Here is a 23371-nt window from a genome sequence, read left to right on the forward strand (position 1 = left end):
GTAGCCGCTTGTTCCCTATGAGCCCATAAGCGGGGTCTATGTCCTTTGGGTGGTTGGGGGCGCCCCCTTCGACAGCTGCCGCGCGATCACCCGGAGGGCCAGCACCTCGTCCGCCCCCTCGAAGATCGACAGGACGCGGGCGTCGACGAAGAGGCGGGACACCGCGTACTCCTCGGCGTAGCCGTAGCCGCCGTGCAGCTGCTGGGCCTCGCGGGTGACCCATTCCGCGGCCCGGCAGGCCAGTTGTTTGACCTGGGCCGCGGCCAGCACGCCGTCGCCCGCCGTGATGGCGCGCGCCGCCGTGGCGGTGAAGGCGCGGCAGGCCGCGATGTGGGCGGCCATGCGGGCCAGCTTGGTCCGGGTGAGCTGGAAGGAGGTGAGCGGGTGGCCGAAGACGGGGCGTTGTCGTGCGTGGTCGGCAGCCAGTTCCAGGGCCGACTGCATGACGCCGACCGCGCGGGCCGCGGTCTGCAGGCGGGCGTTGGCGAAGGCCTGCATCTGCAGATAGAAGCCCCGGCCGAGGCCCTCGTCGAGGCCGATGAGGTTGTCCGCCGGGACCCGGAACCCGTCGAAGGTGACCTCGTACGAGTGCATGCCGCGGTAGCCGAGCGTGCGGATCGCGCGGCCCTCAGCCGAACCGCCGCCGTCCTGCGCGACCTGCCACTCGTGGCCGGGGAACGACGGTTTCTCGACGACGAACAGGGACAGGCCGCGGTGGCCCGCAGAGCGGTCCGGCTGCGTACGGGCCAGTACGAGGAGGTAATGGGCGCGCCCCGCGAACGTGCACCACGTCTTGACCCCGTTGAGGATCCAGTCCTCGCCGTCGCGCACGGCCGTCGTCGTGATGCCGCCGACGTCCGAGCCGTGGTTGGGCTCGGTGACGGCGACGGCGCACAGCTTCTCGCCGGACGCGATGCGTGGCAGCCAGCGGCGGCGCTGCTCCTCCGTGCCGCCGCGCGCGATCGCCGTGCCGATGATCTCGGGCCGGGTGATCAGTGAGCCCGCGGCGCCGAGCGAGGCCCGCGACAGCTCCTCCGTCACCACGACCATGCTGAGCAGCTCGTCCGCGCCGCCCTCGGCGAAGCCGCCGTACCCGGAGGGGATGGACAGCCCGAAGCAGCCCATCTCGGAGAGGCCGTCGATGATGTCGTCCGGGATGTCCCGGTCGTCCGCGTGGACGGCTTCCGCGACCGGTTTCACCTTCGCCTCGGCGAAGTCGCGGAACGTGGAGCGCACCAGCTGAAGTTCGTCGGAGAGGTGGCGCGGGGCCGCCTCGCCGCCTGCCGCGAGGACGCGTTCGGCGACGGTGTCCAGGAACGCGGGCGCGCGCCCGGCCGCGACGTGCTCGGCGGCCGCGTCGAGCACCGTCGTCCCGTCGATGCCCCACAGGGCTTCGCGGCCGGCCGTCCGGCCCGCGAGATCGGCGGCCGTGTCGGCGGCGAAGAGCAGCGCCAGATCCGCCTCGGCCGCGCTGTGCGCGCCCAGGTCGAGGAGGTGGCGGGCGGCGGCGACCGCAGAGGACACCGAGGCGATGTCGTACGGGACGGTCTGGTCCTCGTCCGTCGCGGGGGCCGCGGCGAGGCGGGCGGAGGCCTTGCCGACGACCTCCTCCAGCGCCTCGACGAGCGCCGTCGCACGCACAAGTGCAGTGGTCACGACGTCACCCGCTCGAAGACCGCCGCCAGGCCCTGGCCGCCGCCGATGCACATGGTCTCCAGGCCGTACCGGGCCTCGCGGCGGTGGAGTTCGCGCGACAGAGTGGCGAGCATGCGCACGCCCGTGGCGCCGACCGGGTGGCCGAGCGAGATGCCGGAGCCGTGCACGTTGGTGCGCTCCAGGTCCTTCTCGCCGAACTCCCACTCGCGCATCACGGCGAGCGCCTGCGCGGCGAAGGCCTCGTTGAGCTCGATGAGGTCGATGTCGGCCAGCGTGAGCCCGGCCCGGTCGAGGGCGACCGCGCTCGCCGGGACGGGGCCGATGCCCATCGTCTTCGGCGGCACTCCGGCCACGCCCCAGGAGACGAGGCGTACGAGCGGCCGCAGGCCCAACTGCTCGGCGCGCTCGGGGGTGGTGACGACACACATCGCGGCCGCGTCGTTCTGCCCGCTCGCGTTGCCCGCGGTGACCGTGGCCTCCGGGTCGGAGTGGCGCAGGATCGGCTTGAGGCGGCCGAGGGACTCCAACGAGGTGTCGGCGCGCGGGTGTTCGTCGGTGTCGATGACGGTGCCCTCGTCGGTGGGGCGACGTCCGGGGACCTTCACGGGCACGATCTCCTCGCCGAGGACGCCGTCCGCCTGCGCCCGCACGGCGCGCTGGTGGGAGGCGAGGGCGAGCCGGTCCTGTTCCTCGCGGCCGATGGCGTACTCGCGGCGCAGGTTCTCGGCCGTCTCCAACATGCCGCCGGGGACGGGGTAGTTGCGGCCTCCGGCGGTGGAGCGGGCGCGCGCGAGGCCGTCGTGCAGCTGGATGGCGGCGCCCCTCGCGCCCCAGCGCATGTCGGTCGAGTAGAACGCCGCGTTGCTCATGGACTCCGTGCCGCCCGCCACGACGACCTCGTGCGCGCCGGTCTGCACCTGTTGAGCGGCGTAGAGCACGGCCTGAAGCCCCGAGCCGCAGCGGCGGTCGAGGTGGAGGCCGGGGACGGTGACGGGAAGGCCCGCGTCCAGGGCGACGACGCGGCCGATGGCGGGCGCCTCGCTGTTGCCGTTGCAGTGGCCGAGGATGACGTCCTCGATGGCCTCGGGGTTGAGGCCCGTGCGTTCGAGGAGGCCCTTGAGGGCGGCGACGCCGAGGTCGACGGCGGTCAGCGATGTGAACATGCCGCCGTAGCGGCCGATGGGCGTACGGACGGGTTCGCAGACGACGGCTTCACGCATGGGGTGCTCCTTGGCGGGTCGGTGGGGGACGTTCGGTGGACCGTGTTTACATGAACCGGCCGCCCGTCACCTCCAGCACGGTTCCGGTCATGTACGAGGACAGGTCCGAGGCGAGGAACAGCGCGACGGAGGCGACCTCCTCGACCTCGCCCGCGCGCCGCATCGGGATCTCGGCCATCTTCTGGTCCCAGGCCTTCTGCGGCATCGCCTCGGTCATGGCGCTGCGGATCAGGCCGGGCTGGACGGCGTTGACGCGCACACCATGGTGGGCCATCTCCTTGGCGGCGGCCTTCGACAGGCCGACGATGCCGGCCTTGGCGGCGGAGTAGTTGGTCTGCCCGACCATGCCGACCTTGCCGGACAGCGAGGAGATGTTGACGATCGCGCCGCGCTTCTGCTCGCGCATCACGGCGGCGGCCTTGCGGGTACCGTTCCAGGTGCCCTTGAGGTGGACGTCGATGACCTGGTCGAACTGGTCCTCGGTCATGGTGCGCATGGTGGCGTCACGGGTGATGCCGGCGTTGTTGACCATGACGTCGAGTGAGCCGAAGGTGTCGATCGCAGCCTGGATCAGGGCGTCGACCTGGGCGGCCTCGGTGATGTCGCAGCGGACGGCATGCGCGACGGAGGGCCCGCCGAGTTCCTTGGCGGCCGCCTCCGCGGCCTCCAGGTTGAGGTCGCCGAGCACGACCTTCGCGCCCTCGCGGACGTAGGCCTTGGCGATCGCGAGCCCGATGCCCTGGGCGCCGCCCGTGATGACCGCGGTCTTGTCGGCCAGAAGTGCCTTGGCTGCCATGAGTGTCGTCAGCTCCCTGTGGTCGTGGTGAACGGGTGCGCGGCCCGGCGGGGGCGGATGACGCCCGCGTCGCCGAGCTTCTCCAATTCGGCGTCGCCCAGGCCGAGTTCGGTCCGCAGCACCTTGTCGGTGTGCTGGCCGACCGTGGGCGAGGGTTCGGGCGTGGACTGGGTGTCGTCCATGACGACGGGGGAGCCGGGTGCCCAGTGCGCGGGGACGCCGTCCTGGCCGACGCGGGCCATCAGCGGGTTCTCGCGCAGCAACTGGGCGTCGTTCGCTGCCAGTTCGGTGAAGCTGCGGTAGGTGGACCACAGCACCCGCGTGCGGGCGAGCGCCTCCTGGGCCTCGGCGAGGGTGTGTGCCGCGAACCAGCCGGCGAGCAGCTCGCCGAGGACCTTGCGGTGGGTGTAGCGCTCGAACTCGTCGGAGAGGTCGGCGCCGAGCGCGTGGCCGACGGCGTCGACCGCGTCGGTGAGACCGGTGACGCCCAACAGCCCTTGCCAGTGCCGGGTGGTGAGGGCGACGACCATGAGGCGGCCGCCGTCGGCGGTGGCGAAGTCGCGGCCGAAGGTGCCGTAGACGTAGTTCCCGGCGCGGGTGCGCGGAGCGCGGTCGAGCTGGGCCTCGGCGAGGTAGCCGAGGTTTCCGGCGGTCGCCAGGGCCACGTCCTCCAGGGCGACGCGGACCTGCTGGCCCTCGCCGGTACGCGACCGGTGGCGCTCGGCGGCGAGCAGACCGACGGCGAGATAGAGGCCGGCGGCGACATCCCAGGCGGGCATCAGGTGGTTGACGGGACCAGAAGCGTCTTCGGGGCCGGTGAGCTGGGGAAAGCCCGTGGCGGCCTGCACGGTGTAGTCGACGGCGGCCGAACCGTCCCGACGGCCGGTGAGCAGTACGTGGATCAGATCGGGGCGACGGGCGGCCAGCGCCTCGTACGAAAGGTCCTGATAACGCTCGGAGTTGGCGAGCACGATGCCGCCGCCCGGGCCGCCCCCGGTGGCCAGGCCGGCGACGAGCTCGCGCCCCTCCTCGCTGCGCAGGTCGACCTCGACGGCCCGCTTGCCCTTGTTCAGGCCGGACCAGTACAGGCTCGTACCGCTGTCGGCGAGCGGGTGCCGGGTGCGGTCCGGCGCGCCGTTCAGCGGCTCGACGCGGATGACGTCGGCGCCGAGCTGGGCCAGCGTCATCCCGCCGAGCGGGCTGGCCACGTAGCTGGAGAGCTCGACGATCCGCATGCCCTCAAGGGGACGGGAGCGGGACGCCGTTGGGCGAGGCATGCGTTCTCCTCTCATTCCTCGTGCGAACGGGATCGGGCTCAGGCCGGGAAGACCGGGCGGCGGCGTTCCAGGAACGCGGCCCGGCCCTCCACGAAGCCCTCGCCGCCGAGCAGTTCGACCTGCGCCGCGGCCTCCGCGTCGAGGGCCGCGTCCAGGTCCTGCGCCTCCTGCGCGAAGATCCGCTTGGTGGCGGCGACCATGGCGGGGGATGCGGCGGCGAGCCGCTCGGCCCGCTCCCACGCCCGCACGGCCACCTTCTCGCTCTCGACGATCTCGCTGACCAGGCCGATCCGCCTGGCCTCGTGAGCGTCCAAGTCCTCGGCGAACAGGATGAGTTCCTTCGCGCGGGCCGGCCCGCGCGCTGGGCGAGGCTCCAGCTGAGTCCGGAGTCGGCGGTGAGCCCGATCTTGGCGAAGGAGGCCACGAACCGGGCGTCGTCGGCGGCCACGACGTAGTCACAGGCCGCGGCGAGCCCGAGACCGAGCCCGTACGCCCCGCCGCGTACCGCGGCGACCACCGGCTTCGCCGAGCACACCAGGGCCCGGGCCACGTCGTTGACGACGGCGAGGCGCTCGCGGGCGACGCGCGGGTCCTGCGACATCGAGCGGATGTCACCGCCCGCGCAGAACACCTCGCCCGCACCGGTCAGCACGATCGCCCGGCACTCCGGATCCTGCCCGGACTCCCGTAGCGCGGCGAGCAGTTCGCGCCGGTCGGCGAGGTCGAGGGCGTTGCGCCGGGCGGGCCGGTTCAGGGTGAGGGTGTGGACCGGGCCCTCGCAGCGCACGTCCACTGCGGGTTCGATCATGACCGGGCCTGCCGCAGCAGCTGCTTGGCGATGATGACCTTCTGGATCTCGCTGGTGCCCTCGTAGATGCGGAAGAGCCGGGCGTCGCGGAAGCAGCGCTCGACTACCGTGCCGCGCATGTAACCCATGCCGCCGTGGATCTGTACGGCCAGGTCGGCGGCCTTGGAGACCATCTCGGAGCAGAACAGCTTGGCGGCCGAAGGACGGATCCTGCGGTCCTCGCCGGAGTCGTACTTCTCGGCGGCGTCGAGGACCATGGCCCGGCCCGCGAGCACACCCGTCTGGATCTCGGCGAGCATGCCCTGGACGAGCTGGAACTCGCCGATGGGGCGGCCACCCTGCTTGCTGGTCGCCGCGTGGGCGACGGACTCCTCCAGGATCCGCTCGGCCATGCCGACGCACAGTGCCGCGATGTGCACACGGCCGCGTACGAGGGACTGCATGGCCGTGCCGAAGCCCGCGCCCTCCTCGCCGCCGACGAGCGCGCCCTTGTCGACCTGTACGTCGTCGAAGAACACCTCGGCGGTCCAGGCGCCCGCCTGCCCGGTCTTGGCGTCCTTCGGGCCGACCGTGACGCCCGGAAGACCCGCCTCGACGAGGAACACGGAGATGCCCTTCGTCCCGGTCGCCTCCTCGCCGGTGCGGGCGAAGACCACGAACAGGTCGGCGAGCGGCGCGTTGGTGATGAACCGCTTGCTTCCGTTGATGGCGTATCCGTCGCCCGCCCGGACGGCGCGCGTGGTCAGGCCCGACGGGTCCGAGCCCGCCTCCGCCTCGGTCAGCGCGAACGACGCGACGGCGCCCTCGGCGAGCCGGGGCAGCCAGTGCTTCTTTTGCTCCTCGGTGCCCGCGTTGTCGAGGACCTTGCCGGCGATGCCGTTGTTGGTGCCGAACATCGAGCGGAACGCCGGCGTCGTGTACCCGAACTCGAAGGCGAGCCGGACGTCTTCGGACAGGCTCGCCCCGAGACCCCCGTACGCCTCCGGCAGCGTGTACCCGAACAGGCCCATCTCGACGGCCTTGCGGCGGACGTCCTCCGGGATGGCGTCCGTCTCCTCGATCTCGTCCTCGCGCGGGACCACGTCCTCCCGTACGAGGGTGTGGACGGCGGCGACGACCGCCTCGAACTCCTCGGCTTCCATCGTGAATCTCCTTACCGTGCCGGTCAGTTGATCGGGGTCAGGTGTGCCAGCGCGTCCACCGCCGACGCGCCCTCGCCCACCGCGGCAAGCAGCAGCGGGTTGACGTCCAGCTCCGCGAGCTCGTCCGCGAGGTCCGCGGCCAGCCAGGACAGCCGCGCGATGGTGTCGGCGGCGGCCTCGACGTCGCGGGCGGGCTTGCCTCGTACCTCGCCGAACAGACGGCTGCCGCGCAGGGACTGAAGCATGCGGCGGGCGCCCGCCGTGTCGACGGGGGCGACGGCGACCCGGCTGTCGGCGAGCGCCTCGACGAGGATGCCGCCGAGCCCGGTGACCACGACGGGCCCGAACACCGGGTCGTTCTTGACCCCGACGATCAGCTCGGTGCCGCCGCCTTCGGCCATCCGCTGGACGAGGACGCGGGCGTCGTCCACGCCGGCCTCGCGGGCGATGCGCAGCACATCCTCGGCGGCCTCGCGCACCGCGTCCGCGCCGTCGAGGCCGAGCCGGACGCCGCCGATGTCGCTCTTGTGCCCGATCCGCTCGGACAGCAGCTTCACGGCGACGGGCCCGCCCAACTCCTCTGCGACGGCTGCTGCTTCGTCCGGGTCGGCGGCCGGGCGCGAGGCCGCGGCCCGCACCCCGTAGGCGGCGATGAGCTGCGTCGACTCGTACTCGTCGAGCTGAGTGCGGCCCTCCGCGCGGGCACGGGAGACGACGGCGCGCGCGGCCTTGGTGTCGACGTCGGCGGGCCGCACGGGCGCCGGGAGCGCGGGCCGCAGACTGAAGTCGGCGAGGAGCCCGAGGGCGCGGGCGGCCTGAGCGGGGTCCGTGTAGCAGGGGATGCCCAGTTCGCGCAGCCGGGCGCGGGGGCGGCCGCTGCCACCCGTCCACACCACGACGAACGGGCGGTCGGTCGAGCGGTACGCCTCGTCGAGCGCCTCGATGAGCGTGTCGGCGCAGTTGTCCGCGCAGCCCAGGAGGACGGCGATCATGTCGGTGCCCGGATGCTCGACGGCAACCTTCAACGACCGCCGCAGGATGTCGGGTTCGGCGATGAGGCTGCCGGTGAGGTCGACGGGGTTGCGCGGGGACCCGTAGACGGGGATCGCGGCGGCCATGGTGCGCTGCCACTCCTCGTCCCAGGCGCGGACCTCGATGCCGTGACCCGCCGCCGCGTCGGCCATCAGGGCGCCCGCGCCGCCGGAGACGGACAGGGAGGTGAGCCTGCGCCCTGCCGCGCGGCGGCCGGTGGAGAAGATCTGGGCGGCCTCCAGCATGGACTCGGGACCGTCCACGCGCAGGATGCCGTACTGCCTGCTCGCCCCGTCGAAGACGGCGTCCTCACCGGCGAGGGAGGCCGTGTGGGACTGGGCGGCGCGGGCGCCCGCCTCGGAACGGCCGACCTTGACGGCGATGATCGGTTTGTCCCGCTCGTGCGCCTCCCGGGCGGCGTCCAGGAGACGGCGGCCACCGGTGACACCTTCGAGGTAGGCGAGGATCACCTCCGTATCGTCGCTGCGCACCAGGCCTTCGACCAGTTCGGCGACCGAAAGGTCCACCTCGTTGCCGGTGTTGAGGTAGTGGGATATCCCGATGCCGAGGTTCTGGGCGGCGTTGAACACAAAGCCACCGAAGGCGCCGCTCTGGCTGAGGAAGGCGATCGGGCCCTCCACCAGGTCGGCGTCCTCGTCGAGCGCGGAGGTGAAGGTGGGCAGGGCCCGCTCGCGGGAGGCGATCATGCCGAGGCAGTTGGGGCCGAGCACCCGCACCCCGCTCTCGGCGATCGCGGCTTTCAGGTCCTCCTGCAACTCCACGCCCCGGCCGCCGACCTCGGCGAACCCCGAGGCGCCGAGGATGGCGGCGGGGATGCCGCGCCGGCCGCAGGCGCGGACGGCGTCGGCGGACTGCTCGGCCGACAGCATGATCATGGCGAGGTCGATGTCCCCGTCGATGTCGTCAAGGCCGCGGTAGGCGGTCAGGCCCTGCACCTGGTCGCGCTTGGCGTTGACGGGAAGGATCCGGCCCGTGAACCCGAACCGCTTGAGGTAGTCGACGGGCCGCCCCGACAGCTTCGTCGGGGTGTCGGAGGCGCCGAGGATCGCGATGGAGCGGGGGTGCAGGAGCGAGTTCAGGGCGTCGTCGGTGCGGGGGCGGTCTGCGTGCTGCTGCACGGTTCCTCCTCGGGACTGCGAGACACGAAGTACGCGTGGGCGAAGGTCAGTTGGAGGCGGCGGGCGAGGCCTCGGTCCGCTGCTCCTTGTCGACGGTTCTGGCCGACAGGGTGAGGAAGGCGCGGGCCGCGGCGAGCGAGATCGAGCCGAGGACGACGACGAAAAGGACCGGAAGCACGATCGTTCCGGAGGCGGACAGCAGCGACTGAAGGATGACCGGTGCGAGGCCGCCGAGTACGCCCGCGAGCCCGTACGCCGTGGAGATGCCGGTGTAGCGGACCTTGGCGGGGAAGGCCTGGGCGAACATGCCCGCGACGATCGCGTAGTACATGACGTCCGGGATGGTCGCGAGGACCGCGCCGGTCACGGCGAGCGGGAAGCTCCCGGTGCCGATCAGGGCGAACATGACCGGGATCGTGGGGATCTGGCAGGCCAGGATGACGGTGACGGCCCTGCGCACGCCCCAGCGGGTGGCCAGCAGGGCGCCGAGCGGCTGCACGAAGAACTGCACGATGCTGGCGACCAGGATGACGGTGAGGAAGTCCTGCCGGCCCATGCCGACCTCGCCGGTCGCCCAGGACAGGGCGAAGGTGTCACGGGCGTAGACGATCGCGAAGACGGTGAACGCGGCGCCGACACCGAGCAGCAGCAGCTTGGAGTGCTCCCGGAACAGGGTGACGACCGGCACCTTCACGGTCTGGTCGGCGGCCCGCAGGGACACCATCGCCGGGGACTCCTCCAGGCTGAGCCGGATCACCAGGCCGATGATGACCAGCAGCGCGGAGGCCAGGAACGGGATCCGCCAGGCCCACGCGAGGAGTGCCTCGTCGGAGAGCCGCCCGACGGCCAGGAAGGAGAGGGTGGCCAGGATGCGGCCGGTGGGCGAGCCCTGCTGGGCGAAGGCCGCGAACAGGAACCCGCGTTCCTTCTTGGCGTGTTCGGTGGTGATCAGGACCGAGCCGCCCCACTCACCGCCGAGCGCGATGCCCTGCACGGTACGGAACACGGTGAGCAGGACCGGCGCGGCCACACCGATCTGCCCGTACGTCGGAAGGCACCCGATGCCGACCGTGCTGACGCCCATCAGGAGCAGCGTGGCGACGAGCGCCTTCTTGCGGCCGAGGCGGTCGCCGAGGTGGCCGAAGAGGATGGCGCCGAGCGGTCGGGCCAGGAAGCCGACCCAGAAGGTGACGAAGGACAGCAGCACGCCGACCGTCGGGGGCACGTCGGCGAAGAACAGCGGGGCGAACACCAGGGCGGAGGCGGTGCCGTAGACGTAGAAGTCGTACCACTCGATCGTCGAGCCGAGGTAGGAGGCCCAGCCCGCCCTGCGGGCCATCTTCTCCTCTGCGGGAAGCCGTCTGCTCGGCATCTGGTCCCGTCCTTCCGGTGGGCCACGGACGTCGTCGTCCGGGCGTGGGCAGGAGAACTCCGTTGAGAATCAACGTGATCGCGCTCACAGGGAAGCTATGGCTGCCGAATGGTTTCGTCTAACACCAAATTTGCCTACCGTTGATTCGGCTGCGCGACACAATCACCGGTGACCTGCGCGGACGCACCCGGCGCCGGGTGCGTGGAACCGGCCGGACCCGAACGGGAGTTCATGTGGAACTGCGGCATCTGCAGTCGTTCGTGACGGTCGCGGAGGAGCTCAACTTCCGGCGGGCGGCGGAGCGTCTGCGGATCTCGCAGCCGCCGCTGTCCCAGCAGATCAAGCGCCTGGAGCACGAGGTCGGCGTCGCGCTGCTGCGCCGCACGACGCGGCAGGTGGCGCTCACGACGGCGGGGGAGGCGTTCCTGACGGAGGCCCGGCGGGCGCTGCGGGCCGTGCAGGAGGCGCCGCTCGCCGCCCGCCGGGCCGCGAACGGACAGACCGGGGTCGTGCGCCTCGGGTTCAGCGGACCCACCTCCCACGAGGTGCTGATCCTGATGACCCGGAAGTTCCGCGAACACCGCCCGCGCGTCCGCCTGGAGATCAACGGACCGGTGTACGGCGGCGAGTTGGTGGCCCTGCTCTCCGACGACCGGATCGACGCGGGGCTGATGCGGCTGCCGGTCGCGGGCACCGGCATCCAGGCCCGCGAACTGACCCGGCACGGCATCGTGGTGGCCCTCCCCGTGGGCCACCGGCTCGCCACGCGCGCGGAGATAGGCATGGACGACATCCAGGACGAGCCCGTCATCAGCCATCCCACCAACCGGGGCGCGGGCATCGTGGCCCTGATCCACAGCGCGTATCTGGCGCACGGTTCGAGCCCGCGCATCGTCCAGGAGGCGCCCGACACGCACACGATCCTGACGCTGGTCGGCGCCGGTGTGGGCATCGGCTTCGTACCGTCCTCCGCCAGTCACCTCAAGGTCCCCGGCGTGGTCCTCATCCCGGCCCGCGACATCCCGCCGCTGCCGCTCGCCCTGGCGTGGCGCGCGGGCGACCCGAACCCGGCGCTGCACGCGCTGATCGATCTGCTGGACGAGATCGCGGCGGACTGCGCGCCGGGGGCGCCGGGCACGTGAGGCAGCGGGCCGCGGGTGGTGACCATGTGGGGCGGCGGGCCGTGCGGTTCCCGCCCGCCGGGAAGCGGCGCGGCGGTCAGCGGCGCTGGCGGACGTGGAGCAGCGGGGCGCCCGCCGGGTAGAGGTACTTGGCGGCGAACAGCGGCCGGCTGCCCCAGGACACGACCTGCGTGACGAGCGTCGCCGGGGTCTGCGCGGACCGCTCCATCGCCGCGCCGCGCTCCTCGCCGAGCAGGGTCGCGCCGACCGTACTGCGGCCGGTGAGCGGGGCGTCGGTGGCGGCGAGCAGGACGGCGCTCATGCTGCGGTCGCACCCCCCGCCCCCGCTCGCGTCGGCCGTGCGGTCGAGGAGCGCGGGCCCATCGGGGACGACCTCGGCGAGGGTGTCGTCGTCGGCGGCCCACTCGTGCGCGAAACACGCGGGCACGCCGTCCGCCGCCAGCAGGGTCTCCCAGAACCAGGTGCTGTCGCTGCCGGACAGCCGCAGGTGGTGGGCGGAGAAGTCGGTGGGCAGGTCACGGCTGGCGGCGAGCCGGCGGCCGTCGACGTGCGTGGTGTCGAGCAGGTCCTCGACGGGCGAGAGGCGTTCGAGGCCGCGCGGCGGCAGCTGATGGCTGACCCGGCTGCCCACCCCGTGCTTGCGGGTGATCACCCCGTCCTCCTGGAGCAGGATCAGCACCTCGCGCAGCGCGGGACGGCTCACACCCAGCTCCCCGGCGAGCGTCGGCTCGGAGGGCAGCACGGAACCGGGCGGGAAGGTGCCGTCGTGGATCGCGGCGACGATCCGCTCGTACAGCTCGACGCGGGGCGGTCGGCGGTGAGCCGCACGTGCGGTCATGGGGCGGGGCCTCTCGGTCATGTCAACCATTCTCCGGCCGCCAGTGGTCATACATCCACCGGGCCGGGCTCGGGGTCACGACGAGCATGCACCAGAGCCAATACGCCGGTCAATACGGGAAATCAACCCCTTGTCAGCGCGACGATCCGTACTTACGCTCCACCGCAGACTTCAGTTGTCTGACAACTGATGCCGAGTGTTCGGCAACCGGTGCCGAGCCGGATGTGCACCCCTCCCCGCGGAAAGGCCCCCGATGACCGCCCCCCTGCCCCTGCTCATGGACTGCGACACGGGCGTCGACGACGCCCTCGCCCTCCTCTACCTCGCCGCCACGCCCGGCGTGGACCTGCGCGGTGTCACCACCGTCGCGGGCAACACCAGCGCCGAACAGGCCGCGATCAACACCCTCCAGGTGCTCGAACTCGCGGGCCGCACCGACATCGCCGTCGCGGCCGGCGCCGCCACCCCGCTCACCGGCGCGGACCCCGAGTACGCCACCCACGTGCACGGCGACAACGGCATCGGCGACATCCAGCTCCCGCCGCCCACCGCAGACCTCGACCGGCGCGACGCGGTGCAGCTCATCATCGACGCCGCGCACGAGTCCCCGGGCACCCTGCACATCCTGGCGACCGCGCCCCTCACCAACCTCGCCCACGCCCTGGAGCGCGAGCCCCGGCTCCCCGAACTCGTCCGCCACGTCACGGTGATGGGCGGCGCCGTCCACCACCCCGGCAACATCGGCGCCCGCGCCGAGGCCAACATCGGCAACGACCCCGAGGCCGCCGCGCGCGTCCTCGCCGCAGGGTGGGAGCTGACCATCGTCCCCCTCGACGTGACCATGCGCGAGCGCCTCACCCCCGCCCACCAGGACCGGCTGCGCGCCCACGGCACACCGGCCGCCCGCTTCGCCGCCGACGCCCTCGACGTCTACTTCGACTTCCACGAGCGGATCGTGTTCCCGTTCCGCGCCTCGGCCTGCCACGACCCGCTGGCCGCCGCCATGGCCGTCGGCGACCTCACGCCGGTCCAGGCGCCCGTCCTGCATGTCACGGTCGACACCACGCAGGGCCCCGCGCGCGGCGAACTCGTCGCCGACGCCCGGGGCATGTACCGCGACTATCCGCGTACGGACGAGGCCAACGCCCGCGTCCTGCTGGAGACCGACGGCACGTTCCCGGACCGCCTCGTGGAGCGGATCAACTCCATAGGTGTACCGGCCGCAGACGTACCGGCCGGAGGCGCACCGGTCGGAACCGCTCTGCCCGCCGCCGGAACCGGAGCCCTCTCGTGAGCCGCACGGCCCCCGCGGCGACCGCCGGGGACGCCGGGGACGCGGGCCGCCGCGGGAGGTCGCACGCTCTGCTGCTCACCGCGCTCATCGTCGCGGTGATCGCGTTCCAGCTCGGCGCCTCCATGGTCACCCCCGCGCTCCCCGAGATCGCCAGGGAATTCGATGTCTCGGCCTCCCGAGTGGCGGGCGCCCAGGACCTGTTCTTCCTCGTCGGCGGTGTCGCGGGCGTCGTCCTCGGCCGGCTCAGCGACCGCGTCGGACGCCGCCGCATCCTGCTGGCCGCGATGGTCACGATGTGCCTCGGCGCGCTGATCGCCGCCCTGGCACCCAGCGTTCCCGTGCTGATCGCCGGGCGCATCCTCCAGGGCGCCTCCGGTGCCACCTTCCCGGTCACGTACATGCTGCTGCGCGACACCATGAGCCCCGCCAGGTTCGGCCCGGCCCTCGGGCTCGTCACCGCCATCAACGGTGGCGTCGGCGGTCTCGACGGTCTGGTGGGCGGCATCGTCGCGGACACCGTCGGCTTCCGGTGGATCTTCGGCGCCATCCTCGTCGTCGGCCTGACCGCGATCGTGCTGGTGCTGCGCTTCCTGCCCGAGGCCGCGCCCAAGGACGGGCGGCGGATGGACTGGTGGGGCGCCGCCGCGCTGTCCGCCGCGCTCGTCTGCGTCAACCTCGCGCTCAGCAAGGGCTCCGCACACGGCTGGTCGGCGCCGCTGCCGCTCGCCCTGCTGCTCGTCGCGCTCACCCTGCTCGTCGTCTTCTGGCAGTGGGAGAAGCGCCGCACCGCCCCGCTCATCGCCGTCGAGCACCTGCGCTCGCGTCAGGTGTGGCCGCTGCTCGCGACGACCCTGCTGACGCTGATGGGTGTCTTCTCCGCGATCAACTTCACGTTCGTCCTGCTCAGCCAGGACGGGGAGTTCGGCTACGGGATGAGCGCGACGCTCTCCTCCCTGCTCTACCTCACCCCGCCCGCCGCCATCGGCCTGTTCTCCGCGCCGCTGACCGGGTGGCTGGCGCCGCGCAAGGGCTGGCTGGTGCTCCTGCGCACGGGCCTCGGGCTGAGCCTCCTCATCCTGCTCGGCACGGCCCTGCTGCCGGACAACCGGTGGCTGCTCTTCGCCGCGGCCTGCGCCCTCGGCATCGCGTACAACGGCCTGGCGATGACACCCCTCAACGCGCTCGGTGTCGTCGTCTCCCCGAAGGACGCGCCCGGCGCGGTCCCCGGCATCAACGCGGCCTGCTTCGGCATCGGCTCCTCGGTCGGCATCGCACTCGTCGCCCCGGCGGCCGGATCCGGCACGCTCGGCGGCATCGAACAGGCGCTGTGGATCTCGGCGGGCTTCACCTTCCTCGCCCTGCTCGCGGCATGTGTCCTGCGCCTTCCGACGAGCGAGAGCGGGGGCGAGGCCAAGGCGTGATCGGGAGGTCGGGCGACCTATAGTCGATCTCATGAGTCGTTGGCAGGAACTGACCGGTGGGAAGTCCGGGGGCGAGTACGCCGCCCGCTTCGCGGCGCTCGCGCGCAGCGGAAAGGACATGCACGGAGAGGCGTCGCTCTGCGCCGCCCTCGTGCCCGCCGGGGCCCGGGTGCTCGACGCCGGGTGCGGCACCGGACGGGTCATGATCCGGCTCGCGGAGCTCGGGTACGACTGCGTGGGCATCGACCTGGACGCCTCCATGCTCGACGTGGCACGGGATCGGGCGCCTCAACTGCCCTGGTTCCAAACGGATCTGGCCGAGTTCGACCCGACCGCGCTCGGCATCGCGGCGGACTTCGACCTCGTGGTCGCCGCGGGCAACGTCCTGCCGCTGCTCACCCCCGGCACCGAGGCCACGGTCGTCAAACGCCTGGCCGGGGCCCTGCGCCCGGGCGGCCTGCTGGTCGCGGGCTTCGGCCTGGACGCGGCCCACCTGCCGGTGCCGCCCACGATCACACTCCCGGAGTACGACGCCTGCTGCGAGGCGGCCGGACTGACCCTGGTGGACCGGTTCGCCACGTGGGACGCCGCGCCGTACGACGACGGCGGCTACGCGGTCAGCGTCCACCGCCTCGGCTCCTGACGCCACGTAGGCCCAACTCGCCTGCTTCAGGCGTCCGGCAGCCCGGTGTCGGGGATGCCGAACCTTCGCGCGTACTGGTCGTTGAGCTCGGCCCAGCCGAAGTCCATCGCCGCGGCGCCGCGGATCGGCGGGATCGGGTGGCCTTCGAGCAGCTTCTCCGCCACGTCGAGGCAGAGGTGCCAGCCCGCCGCGACCTTCGGGATCCAGTCACGGTCCTGCACGGTGTGCCGCAGCGTCAGCCGGGTGCCGGCGTCGGTGGCGGCCAGCTCCCACCGCAACAGGTCGGTGCCGAGGGTGTACTCGAGGAGCGTCGGCGGCTCGGCGCGGACCACCTCGGCGGTCATGTCCTGGGGCTTCTCGTCGTCGATCATCGTGATCGTGGCGTCGCCCGCCGCGGAGAGGTCGCGGTCCGCGGTGTAGGGCGCCCATGCGGCGAGCTGCGCGGGCTCGGTCAGCGCGGCCCACACCTTCTCGGGCGCGTGCCGCAGATCGCGGGTGAAGACCAGCGTCCAGCGGTCCTCCGTCGCCGTGCAGTCCACCTGGGCGAGCGGGCTCGGGCGGTAGGTGTCGTCGTCGGGGGTCATGGCTGCTCCAGGTTGTCGAGGTGGCGCTCAAGGGCGTCGAGGTGCCGGTCCCACAGGGCGCGATAGGGCTGAAGCCAGTCGTCGAGCGCCTGGAAGGGGCCCGCGTGAATGCGGTAGATCCGCCGCTGCGCGTCCGTGCGGACGGTGACGAAGCCGGCCTCCCTGAGCACCTTCAGCTGCTTGGACACCGTGGGCTGGCTGACGTCGAGCGCCTCCACCAACTCGGTCACACTGCTCTCGGCCCGCAGCAGCCGGTCGAGAATCCGACGCCGGGTCGGCTCGGACAGCACGGAGAACGTATCGACGGACATGACCTTCATATTCCTCTCCCCGTATATGCCTGTCAAGGCATATACGGGGAGGAGGGCCGGGTGCGGGTGCGTGCCGTCCGTCCCCGACTGCCCTACGCTCCATGGGCATGCTGATCGAGCACCGTGGAAAGCGCCCCGTCGTCCCCGACTCCGCCTACGTCGCCCCGTCGGCCGTGCTGTGCGGAGCGGTCGTCCTGGGGGAACGCGCACGCGTCCTGCACGGGGCCGTCCTCACCGCGGAGGACGGCGAGGTGCGCACCGGCCGGGACGTCGTGGTCATGGAGAACGCCCTGGTCCGGGGCAGGGCGCAACACCCCGCCGTGCTGGGCGACTCCGTGCTCATCGGGCCGCACGCGCACATCAACGGGGCGCGCGTCGAGGACGAGGTGTTCGCGGCCACCGGGGTGTCGATGTTCCCCGGCGCGGTGGCGGGGACACGCTCGGAGCTGCGGATCAACAGCGTGCTCCACGTCAACTCCCGGCTGAGCCCGGACACCGTCGTGCCCATCGGCTGGATCGCGGCCGGTGACCCCGCCCGGCTGTTCTCACCGGACCGGCACGACGAGCTGTGGGCGGAACAGGAGGGCCTGGACTTCCCCGGCACCGTCTACGGGGTGCCGCGCGGCACCCCGATGCGGGAGGTCATGGAGCGTCAGACCGACTTCTACGGCGCGCACTTGGACGACCGGCCGCTGCCCGACTGACTGGCCGAGGTGGCGGGGCGGGGGAGTGCCCGCCCGGCTACCTCGCCGTCGAGGCCCTCCTACTCGTAGCTGCGGTCGAGGAGTTCGAAGAAGACGTCGCCGCGCACGATCTCGAACGGGTCGTCCAGCAGCTTCGCCAGTTCCGCGATGTCGCTCGGCGTCCAGCTCCACGCGTTGATGGCCGCGGCGATGAACATCGGCTCGTCCGGATCGCGGCCCTCGATGTGGTGCAGCAGCGCGTCCCGGAAGTCGGCGCCCTTGCCCTGCGGGTAGAAGTTGCCGATCACCGGGATGCCGGCCGGGCGGGCCTGCAGATCGCCGGTCTCCCAGGACTGGATGACACCCCGCAGCGGCGTGTTCTTCCGGAAGGACGCCATGACGCTCTCGTCGAACGGCACCCAGCCGTCGTTGTCCGCGTTGCGCGGGTTGTACGCGTAGACGAGGTCCATGCCGGTGCGCCGCAGATAGCGCCCGGTGAGCTCGGTGTACGAGTCGAGCGCCGCCTTCGGCCACGAGCCCGGATAGGTGTAACCGGCGCCGGAGGGCCCGCAGATGAGCAGGTCGTTGTCGGTGGCGGTCTTCTGGTAGTACGCGAGTTGGGCGGGGCCGATGTCGGCGAGCAGCGGGGTGACCGTCCAGTTGACCGGTACGTCGCCGCGCTTGGGGTCGTCCCAGATGTCGCGCATGCGGCGCTGGCAGTACTGGATGTTGTCGCCCTCGCCGACGGTGAACGTGACGTACACACGGTTGCGCAGCTCGGCCTTGGGCCGCTTCGGCACGCGGCCCGAAACCTTCGCCGGGACACCGGCGTGCACGGTGCCGTTCATGTAGAAGTCGGCGGCGACGACCGGCACACCGTGCTGCGAGGCACGGTCCACGCCGCCCCACTCGCCGGCCACGTCGTTGGGGAACCATCCGGCGTACGGGGTGGTGGGCGCCAGCTCGGCCAGCACCTCGTCGAGCAGCTTGCCGGTGTCGCCGGACGGCGGCAGCCACAGCACCATGGCCCGGTTCGCCACCACGTAGTCCCGGAAGTAGGGGAAGGGCTCGACGCGGGTGGGCGCGGTGGCGGTCGCGGTCACCAGGTACTGGTTCCAGAGGTCGACGTCGACGGTCAACTTCCCTGTCCCGGCAGGCGCCTTGAAGTGGTAGACGAAGTAGCCTCCGCCGTCGGCGAAGCGGTTCGCCTTGTCGCCGAGCGAGGAGTTCAGGCCGTCGAACAGATAGGGCTTCTCGCCTTCCGTGCCCGGCGTGAAGGACGCGAGCTCCTTGCCGTCCGCCGTGACCTTGACGGAGCCGACCGAGGCGCCCCAGCCGTCGTCGCCGAAGGAGTCCTGGAAACGGAGGTAGACATCGTTGTCGCCGCCCAGTTCGGGGCTGAGGTCGAACGTGCGCGACTTCCGGTTGGAGGTGTCCCGGATCCGCTCGCTCTCCCGTGCCACCTCCCGCCACTTGACGCCGCTCACGCTCACGGTCCGGGTCGGCGGCAGACCGGACAGCAGAGCGTGGTCGCAGTGCGGGAAGAGCTTGTCGAGCTGCCAGCGGTAGGTGCCGAGGACGTCGTCCGGGTCGAAGCGGCCGCGCAGGTCCACCAGGGTCTTCAGGCCGTGGTCGCGCGCCTGCTCCGCGGTCGCGGCCACCCCGTTCTTGAGCCCCGCGAGCGTGGTGGCGACGTTCACGGAGTCCGGCACGTCGGGGTCGACGAGGACCGCTCCACGCACCCGGTCACGGTAACGGCCCACGAGATCAAGGGCGTTGTCGTGCTGAGTGACGGACGCCCCGGTGCTCGACAGCCACCGCCGGTCGGCGGCTCCGTCGTCGAAGGTGAAGTAGAGGCGAGGACCGCTACGGTTCACGGTCCCCTGAAGGGTCGTCAACAGCAGCTGGTCGTAGCCGTTCAGGCCGCCGACGTGGGCGACGTCGAGCCGGGTCGGACGGCCGAAGGACGGCAACAGGCGTGCGGGTGCGGCGCGTTCGGCGACGGACGCCGCCGCGGCCGGGTTCGGCAGGGAGATCCCGAAGGCCCCGGCGGCCAGGGCCGCACCGCCGGTCCGCAGGACGGTTCTTCGTGTCACCATCGACGTTCACTGCTCCTCGATCGGGCCACTCTGACATCGTTGTCGACCGTCGGTGAACGTAACCAGATGGCGGGGCATTGTCTATGGGATACGCACATACTTTTGCGGAGGGCCCGGCTCTCAGTCGAGCACCGCTGTCGCCTCGACCTCGACGAGTACGTCGGGCTCGAAGAGGTGGTCGACCCCGATCAGCGAGGCCGGCGGCAGTCGGTCGCCCAGGCCCAACTCCCCGGCCACCCGGCCGACCCCGGCCATGAACGCGTCGATCTTCTCCGGCGCCCACCGCACGACGTAGAACGTCAGCCGCACCACGTCGTCGAAGGTCGCGCCTGCCCCGGCGAGCCCGGTCGCGGTGTTGCGCAGCGCGTGGGCGACCTGGCCGGCGAGGTCGCCCGGCGCGACCTGGGTCCCGTCCGGGGTGCGGGCGATCTGGCCGCTCACGTACACATGGCGCGTGCCGGTCGCGACGGCGACGTGGTCGTAGGGGGTGGGCTGCAGCATGCCGGCGGGGGTGAAACGGTGAACGGACATCAAGGGCTCCTCGTGTCTCATTGCTCATGTCACATGGCTCATGTCTCGCGCCCGGAGCCGAACGACTCACAGGTATACCTTTGATACTTGGTACACGAAGGACACTTCAACGAGACCAGGTTTCTGCATGGATACCGCCCCCACCCCCGACGGTGAACTCCGCGTCACCGCCCCGCACCGGGAGCTGCTCGACCAGGTGCTGGACAAGTGGTCGCTGAGCGTTCTCGGCGAACTCTGCGAACGGCCCAGCCGGTTCAACGAACTGCGCCGCGCCATCCCCGCGGTGACACAGAAATCGCTCACCGCGACCCTCCGCCGGCTCGAGCGCAACGGCGTCATCGAGCGCGAGCTGCTCAGCTCCCGGCCGGTCGCCGTCGAGTACCGGATCACACCCCTCGGCAAGACACTCCGTCGCCCGGTCGACGTACTACTGGAATGGGCCACCGACCACATGCCCGAGATCGAACGCGCACGCCGGACCTTCGACGCAGAGTGAGCCGATCGGGCCCAAGTCCTTTGCTCGGTTCACTCGTTGACCGTGCGTACGCATCGATGGAGTCACGGGATCAACCGCTTGTCTGCACACCGCCTTCACGCAGGTGGGGCCTGTTACCCGGTTATGACATGGCGATCTTGACGTCAAGGGGTCGTGGGCAAGTAGGTTCGTGATGCATCGATTTACCATGACGAACCGGCGGACACCCGCCGGAAGGAGGGGGCGTTCCATGGGTTCCCATGCCCGACCCAACCGGCTGCACAAGACCGGAGCGAGATTCGCGACGGTCGCGCTCTTCGGGGCCGTCCTGCCGATCACCGCCGGTGGCATCGCCCAGGCGGCCACACCGGCCGCCACGCACTCCGCCGAACAGAACGACGGCGCGCCGGCCGCGGACACCCAGGACGTCCCCGACATCGCGGCCGACCACGCCTACCTCCTCGACGCCCGCGACGGCAGCCAGGAGCGCGAGATGTGGGCCGGGGCCAAGGCCGACGAGAGTGTGTCGATGGCCAGCACCACGAAGATCATGACGGCCGTGGTCGTGCTCAAGCACCCGGAGTGGCTCGACCGGCAGATCACGGTCAAGCAGGAGTACCGGGACTACGTCCAGGAGAACGGCGCCAGCACCGCGGACCTCCAGACCGGCGACAAGCTGACCGTCAGGCAGCTGCTGCACGCCATGCTGATCCCCTCCGGTGGCGACGCCGCCATGGCCCTCGCCGACAACTACGGCGTCGGGAACACCACGGAGGCGCGGATCGCCGACTTCGTCAACCAGATGAACGCCGAGGCGGCGCAGCTGGGCATGACCGGCACCCACTTCGACTCCTTCGACGGCATCTCGCACGGCGACAACCGCAGCACCGCCCGCGACCTCGCCAAGCTCGGCCAGCGCGCCCTGCTCCAGCCCGTCTTCGCCGACGTGGTGAAGCAGAAGAAGTACGAGGCCGAGGCCCCGGCGGCCAACGGCCGCACCCGGTACTACACCTGGGAAACCACCAACGACCTGCTGAGCACCTACGACGGTGCCCTGGGCGTCAAGACCGGCAGCGGCGAAGAGGCCGGCTACTCCCTGGTCTTCGCCGCGAAGCGCGACAACCGCACCCTGGTCGGCGCGATCATCGGCGCCGACAAGGAGGTCTTCGGCGACGCCACGAAGGTGCTCGACTGGGGCTTCGCGCACTGACGGGACCGCCCGCCACGCCGTGCGAAGGCGTCGAAGGCCCGCTGAACCCCCGGGGATTCAGCGGGCCTTCGACGATTCCTGAGCGGGCCGGTCAGTCCTCCGGCGGAGGCGGCGGCGTCGGGGCGCCCGCCGGGGGTGCGATCTTCGAGTACGTGCGGGAGACCGGGGTCTCGCCGCCCGCGGAGTCGTCGTGCTGCTCCGGTCGGTCCTCCGGCGGCAGCAGCGCGGCGCGCTTGGCGCCCGGGTCCCAGCCGGTGTCCACGACCCGCTTCTGCCAGGTGATGGCCGCGGCCAGGATCAGCAGGCCGACGACGAGCATGAGGACCACGCCCGCGACGTCACCCGCCTTGGCGACGTTGCCGAGGATCAGGCCGAGCCATCCGAAGTCGGCGTCGCCGAACGTGGTGTTGGCCGAGCCGAACGAGCCGAGGACGCCCAGCAGGAACGCGGGCAGGAACGTGATCAGCACACCGTTGAGGAACGAGCCGAGCGCCGCCCCGCGCCGCCCGCCCGTCGCGTTGCCGAAGACACCGGCCGCGCCACCGGTGAAGAAGTGCGGGACGAGCCCCGGCAGCACGAGGGCCGTGCCGAACGCGGGCTTGAACACGCCGACGAGCAGCCCGAGGCTGACAAGGCCGCCGACGAACGAGCAGATGAAGCCGACGAGCACGGCGTTCTGGGCGTAGGGGAAGACGATCGGGGCGTCCAGGGCGGGGATGGCGCCGGGCACGACCTTCTGCGCGATGCCCTGGAACGCGGGGACCAGCTCGCCGAGGATCGTGCGGACACCGAACAGGATGACGGCGACGGCGATACCGAACTGGAGGCCCTGGTTGACCGATGACATCAGGTAGTTGCCGACACCCGTGGAGGGTGACCCGCCGCCGGTCGCGAACGCCTTGAACGCCTCGGTCTTCCCGACCTTCGCGAGGAAGACGATGGCCATGATCATGTAGATGAGCAGCATCGACAGGGCGGTGGCCACCATCGAGTCACGCAGGAAGCGCAGGCCCTCCGGCAGGTTCATCTCCTCCGTCGAGCGGCTCTTCTTGCCGACGGCCTGCCCGGTGGCTCCGGAGAGGATGTACCCGGCGGTCCCGAAGTGCCCGACGGCGACGGTGTTGTTGCCGGTGACGCGCTTGGTCCAGGGATGCGCGAAGGCGGGCATCGCGACGAGCATGATGCCGAGAAGCACCGCGCCTGCGACGACCACGACCCATGAGGTGACACCGGCGGTGGCCATCACCATCGTCAACAGCGTTGCCATGAACAGCATGTGATGGCCGGTCAGGAAGACGTACGAGAGCGGTGTGAAGCGGGCGAGCAGCAGGCTGACGAGGAAGCCGAGGATCATCAGCCACGCCACGCGCGAGCCGTACTCGGCCTGCGCGATGCCCACGATCGCCTCGTTGGTGGGGATGACACCGTGCGAGCCGGTTGCGCCCGTGATCATCGTGCCGAGTGGTGCGAGCGAGTTGGTGACCAGGGTCGCGCCCGCGCCGATCAGCAGAAAGCCGAGGGTCGCCTTGATGGCTCCGCCGATGACCTGGCCCGCGGTCTTCTTCAGGGCGATGAGGCCGACGGCCGTGATGATGCCGATGAGATAGGCGGGGACGCTGAGGATCTCGTTGACGATGAATTTCGCGATGTCGACGAGGGTGTTCATGGGGGACTCCTGGGGAGGGGAGCGGTGGGAGC

At 71.5% G+C, this 23371-nt stretch carries 20 protein-coding genes and 1 pseudogene; 7 read left to right on the forward strand and 14 right to left on the reverse strand.

Going from position 1 to position 23371, the window contains the following annotated elements; all coding sequences use genetic code 11:
• Positions 1 to 36 precede the first annotated feature (36 nt).
• The 8 genes and pseudogenes from ACOKM3_RS37855 to ACOKM3_RS37890 all read right to left on the reverse strand — a co-directional run bounded on the left by ACOKM3_RS37855 (position 37) and on the right by ACOKM3_RS37890 (position 10442).
• Entirely contained in the window at positions 37 to 1656 is a 1620-nt protein-coding gene (locus tag ACOKM3_RS37855; RefSeq protein WP_426905786.1) for an acyl-CoA dehydrogenase family protein, read from the reverse strand.
• Positions 1653 to 2876: an acetyl-CoA C-acetyltransferase gene (locus tag ACOKM3_RS37860; RefSeq protein WP_426905787.1), complete on the reverse strand. Its 1224-nt coding sequence runs from the start codon at positions 2874 to 2876 to the stop codon at positions 1653 to 1655. The genes ACOKM3_RS37855 and ACOKM3_RS37860 overlap by 4 nt, the downstream gene beginning before the upstream one ends.
• Before the next feature lie 46 nt (positions 2877 to 2922).
• Entirely contained in the window at positions 2923 to 3672 is a 750-nt protein-coding gene (gene fabG / locus ACOKM3_RS37865) for a 3-oxoacyl-ACP reductase FabG (protein WP_426905788.1), read from the reverse strand.
• An 8-nt stretch (positions 3673 to 3680) separates the two neighbouring features.
• Complete coding sequence (locus ACOKM3_RS37870) at positions 3681 to 4949, reverse strand: CoA transferase (protein WP_426905789.1); 1269 nt, start codon at positions 4947 to 4949, stop codon at positions 3681 to 3683.
• A gap of 38 nt (positions 4950 to 4987) precedes the next feature.
• A pseudogene (locus ACOKM3_RS37875) lies at positions 4988 to 5757 on the reverse strand (enoyl-CoA hydratase/isomerase family protein).
• On the reverse strand, positions 5754 to 6899 hold the full coding sequence (locus tag ACOKM3_RS37880; RefSeq protein ID WP_426905790.1) for an acyl-CoA dehydrogenase family protein: 1146 nt from the start codon (positions 6897 to 6899) through the stop codon (positions 5754 to 5756). Before ACOKM3_RS37880 ends, ACOKM3_RS37875 begins: the two are co-directional and overlap by 4 nt.
• A gap of 23 nt (positions 6900 to 6922) precedes the next feature.
• Positions 6923 to 9070, reverse strand: coding sequence for an acetate--CoA ligase family protein (locus ACOKM3_RS37885; protein ID WP_426905792.1), 2148 nt, complete (start codon positions 9068 to 9070; stop codon positions 6923 to 6925).
• 46 nt (positions 9071 to 9116) lie between these two features.
• A complete protein-coding gene (locus tag ACOKM3_RS37890) occupies positions 9117 to 10442 on the reverse strand; it encodes an MFS transporter (protein WP_426905793.1) in 1326 nt (441 codons plus the stop codon).
• 233 nt (positions 10443 to 10675) lie between these two features.
• On the opposite strand from ACOKM3_RS37890, the gene ACOKM3_RS37895 reads away from it, so the two are divergent.
• Positions 10676 to 11584 (forward strand): LysR substrate-binding domain-containing protein, encoded by a 909-nt coding sequence (locus ACOKM3_RS37895; protein ID WP_426905794.1) that lies wholly within the window; start codon positions 10676 to 10678, stop codon positions 11582 to 11584.
• A 76-nt stretch (positions 11585 to 11660) separates the two neighbouring features.
• Here ACOKM3_RS37895 and ACOKM3_RS37900 read toward each other — a convergent pair whose 3' ends face one another.
• On the reverse strand, positions 11661 to 12443 hold the full coding sequence (locus ACOKM3_RS37900; protein WP_426905795.1) for a GntR family transcriptional regulator: 783 nt from the start codon (positions 12441 to 12443) through the stop codon (positions 11661 to 11663).
• Positions 12444 to 12675: 232 nt separating this feature from the next.
• Between ACOKM3_RS37900 and ACOKM3_RS37905 the strand changes: the two genes are divergently transcribed.
• Genes ACOKM3_RS37905 through ACOKM3_RS37915 form a run of 3 tightly spaced genes read left to right on the forward strand, consistent with a single transcriptional unit; the run spans position 12676 to position 15780 of the window.
• On the forward strand, positions 12676 to 13716 hold the full coding sequence (locus tag ACOKM3_RS37905) for a nucleoside hydrolase (protein ID WP_426905796.1): 1041 nt from the start codon (positions 12676 to 12678) through the stop codon (positions 13714 to 13716).
• Positions 13713 to 15137 carry an MFS transporter gene (locus tag ACOKM3_RS37910; RefSeq protein ID WP_426905797.1) on the forward strand — a complete coding sequence of 475 codons (1425 nt, stop codon included), beginning with the start codon at positions 13713 to 13715 and terminating at the stop codon, positions 15135 to 15137. The genes ACOKM3_RS37905 and ACOKM3_RS37910 overlap by 4 nt, the downstream gene beginning before the upstream one ends.
• Before the next feature lie 31 nt (positions 15138 to 15168).
• The gene (locus ACOKM3_RS37915) at positions 15169 to 15780 is read left to right on the forward strand and encodes a class I SAM-dependent methyltransferase (RefSeq protein ID WP_426905798.1); all 612 of its coding nucleotides are present in this window, start codon (positions 15169 to 15171) and stop codon (positions 15778 to 15780) included.
• Between the two features lie 26 nt (positions 15781 to 15806).
• Here the strand turns inward: ACOKM3_RS37915 and ACOKM3_RS37920 are convergent, their stop codons facing one another.
• Both ACOKM3_RS37920 and ACOKM3_RS37925 read right to left on the reverse strand, forming a co-directional pair.
• On the reverse strand, positions 15807 to 16364 hold the full coding sequence (locus tag ACOKM3_RS37920) for an SRPBCC family protein (protein ID WP_426905799.1): 558 nt from the start codon (positions 16362 to 16364) through the stop codon (positions 15807 to 15809).
• On the reverse strand, positions 16361 to 16675 hold the full coding sequence (locus ACOKM3_RS37925) for an ArsR/SmtB family transcription factor (RefSeq protein WP_426905800.1): 315 nt from the start codon (positions 16673 to 16675) through the stop codon (positions 16361 to 16363). The genes ACOKM3_RS37920 and ACOKM3_RS37925 overlap by 4 nt, the downstream gene beginning before the upstream one ends.
• A gap of 107 nt (positions 16676 to 16782) precedes the next feature.
• On the opposite strand from ACOKM3_RS37925, the gene ACOKM3_RS37930 reads away from it, so the two are divergent.
• Positions 16783 to 17379 carry a gamma carbonic anhydrase family protein gene (locus ACOKM3_RS37930; RefSeq protein ID WP_426905801.1) on the forward strand — a complete coding sequence of 199 codons (597 nt, stop codon included), beginning with the start codon at positions 16783 to 16785 and terminating at the stop codon, positions 17377 to 17379.
• A 59-nt stretch (positions 17380 to 17438) separates the two neighbouring features.
• Here the strand turns inward: ACOKM3_RS37930 and ACOKM3_RS37935 are convergent, their stop codons facing one another.
• A complete protein-coding gene (locus tag ACOKM3_RS37935) occupies positions 17439 to 19457 on the reverse strand; it encodes a GxGYxYP domain-containing protein (protein WP_426905802.1) in 2019 nt (672 codons plus the stop codon).
• A 120-nt stretch (positions 19458 to 19577) separates the two neighbouring features.
• On the reverse strand, positions 19578 to 19988 hold the full coding sequence (locus ACOKM3_RS37940) for a RidA family protein (RefSeq protein ID WP_426905803.1): 411 nt from the start codon (positions 19986 to 19988) through the stop codon (positions 19578 to 19580).
• A 127-nt stretch (positions 19989 to 20115) separates the two neighbouring features.
• Between ACOKM3_RS37940 and ACOKM3_RS37945 the strand changes: the two genes are divergently transcribed.
• Both ACOKM3_RS37945 and ACOKM3_RS37950 read left to right on the forward strand, forming a co-directional pair.
• Entirely contained in the window at positions 20116 to 20484 is a 369-nt protein-coding gene (locus ACOKM3_RS37945; protein ID WP_426905804.1) for a winged helix-turn-helix transcriptional regulator, read from the forward strand.
• A gap of 229 nt (positions 20485 to 20713) precedes the next feature.
• Positions 20714 to 21673 (forward strand): D-alanyl-D-alanine carboxypeptidase family protein, encoded by a 960-nt coding sequence (locus ACOKM3_RS37950; RefSeq protein WP_426905805.1) that lies wholly within the window; start codon positions 20714 to 20716, stop codon positions 21671 to 21673.
• A 91-nt stretch (positions 21674 to 21764) separates the two neighbouring features.
• On the opposite strand, the gene ACOKM3_RS37955 is transcribed toward ACOKM3_RS37950, so the two are convergent.
• Positions 21765 to 23339: a PTS ascorbate transporter subunit IIC gene (locus ACOKM3_RS37955; protein ID WP_426905806.1), complete on the reverse strand. Its 1575-nt coding sequence runs from the start codon at positions 23337 to 23339 to the stop codon at positions 21765 to 21767.
• Positions 23340 to 23371: the final 32 nt, after the last annotated feature.

The sequence above is a fragment of the Streptomyces nidicola genome (assembly GCF_050106155.1).
Lineage (GTDB): Bacteria > Actinomycetota > Actinomycetes > Streptomycetales > Streptomycetaceae > Streptomyces.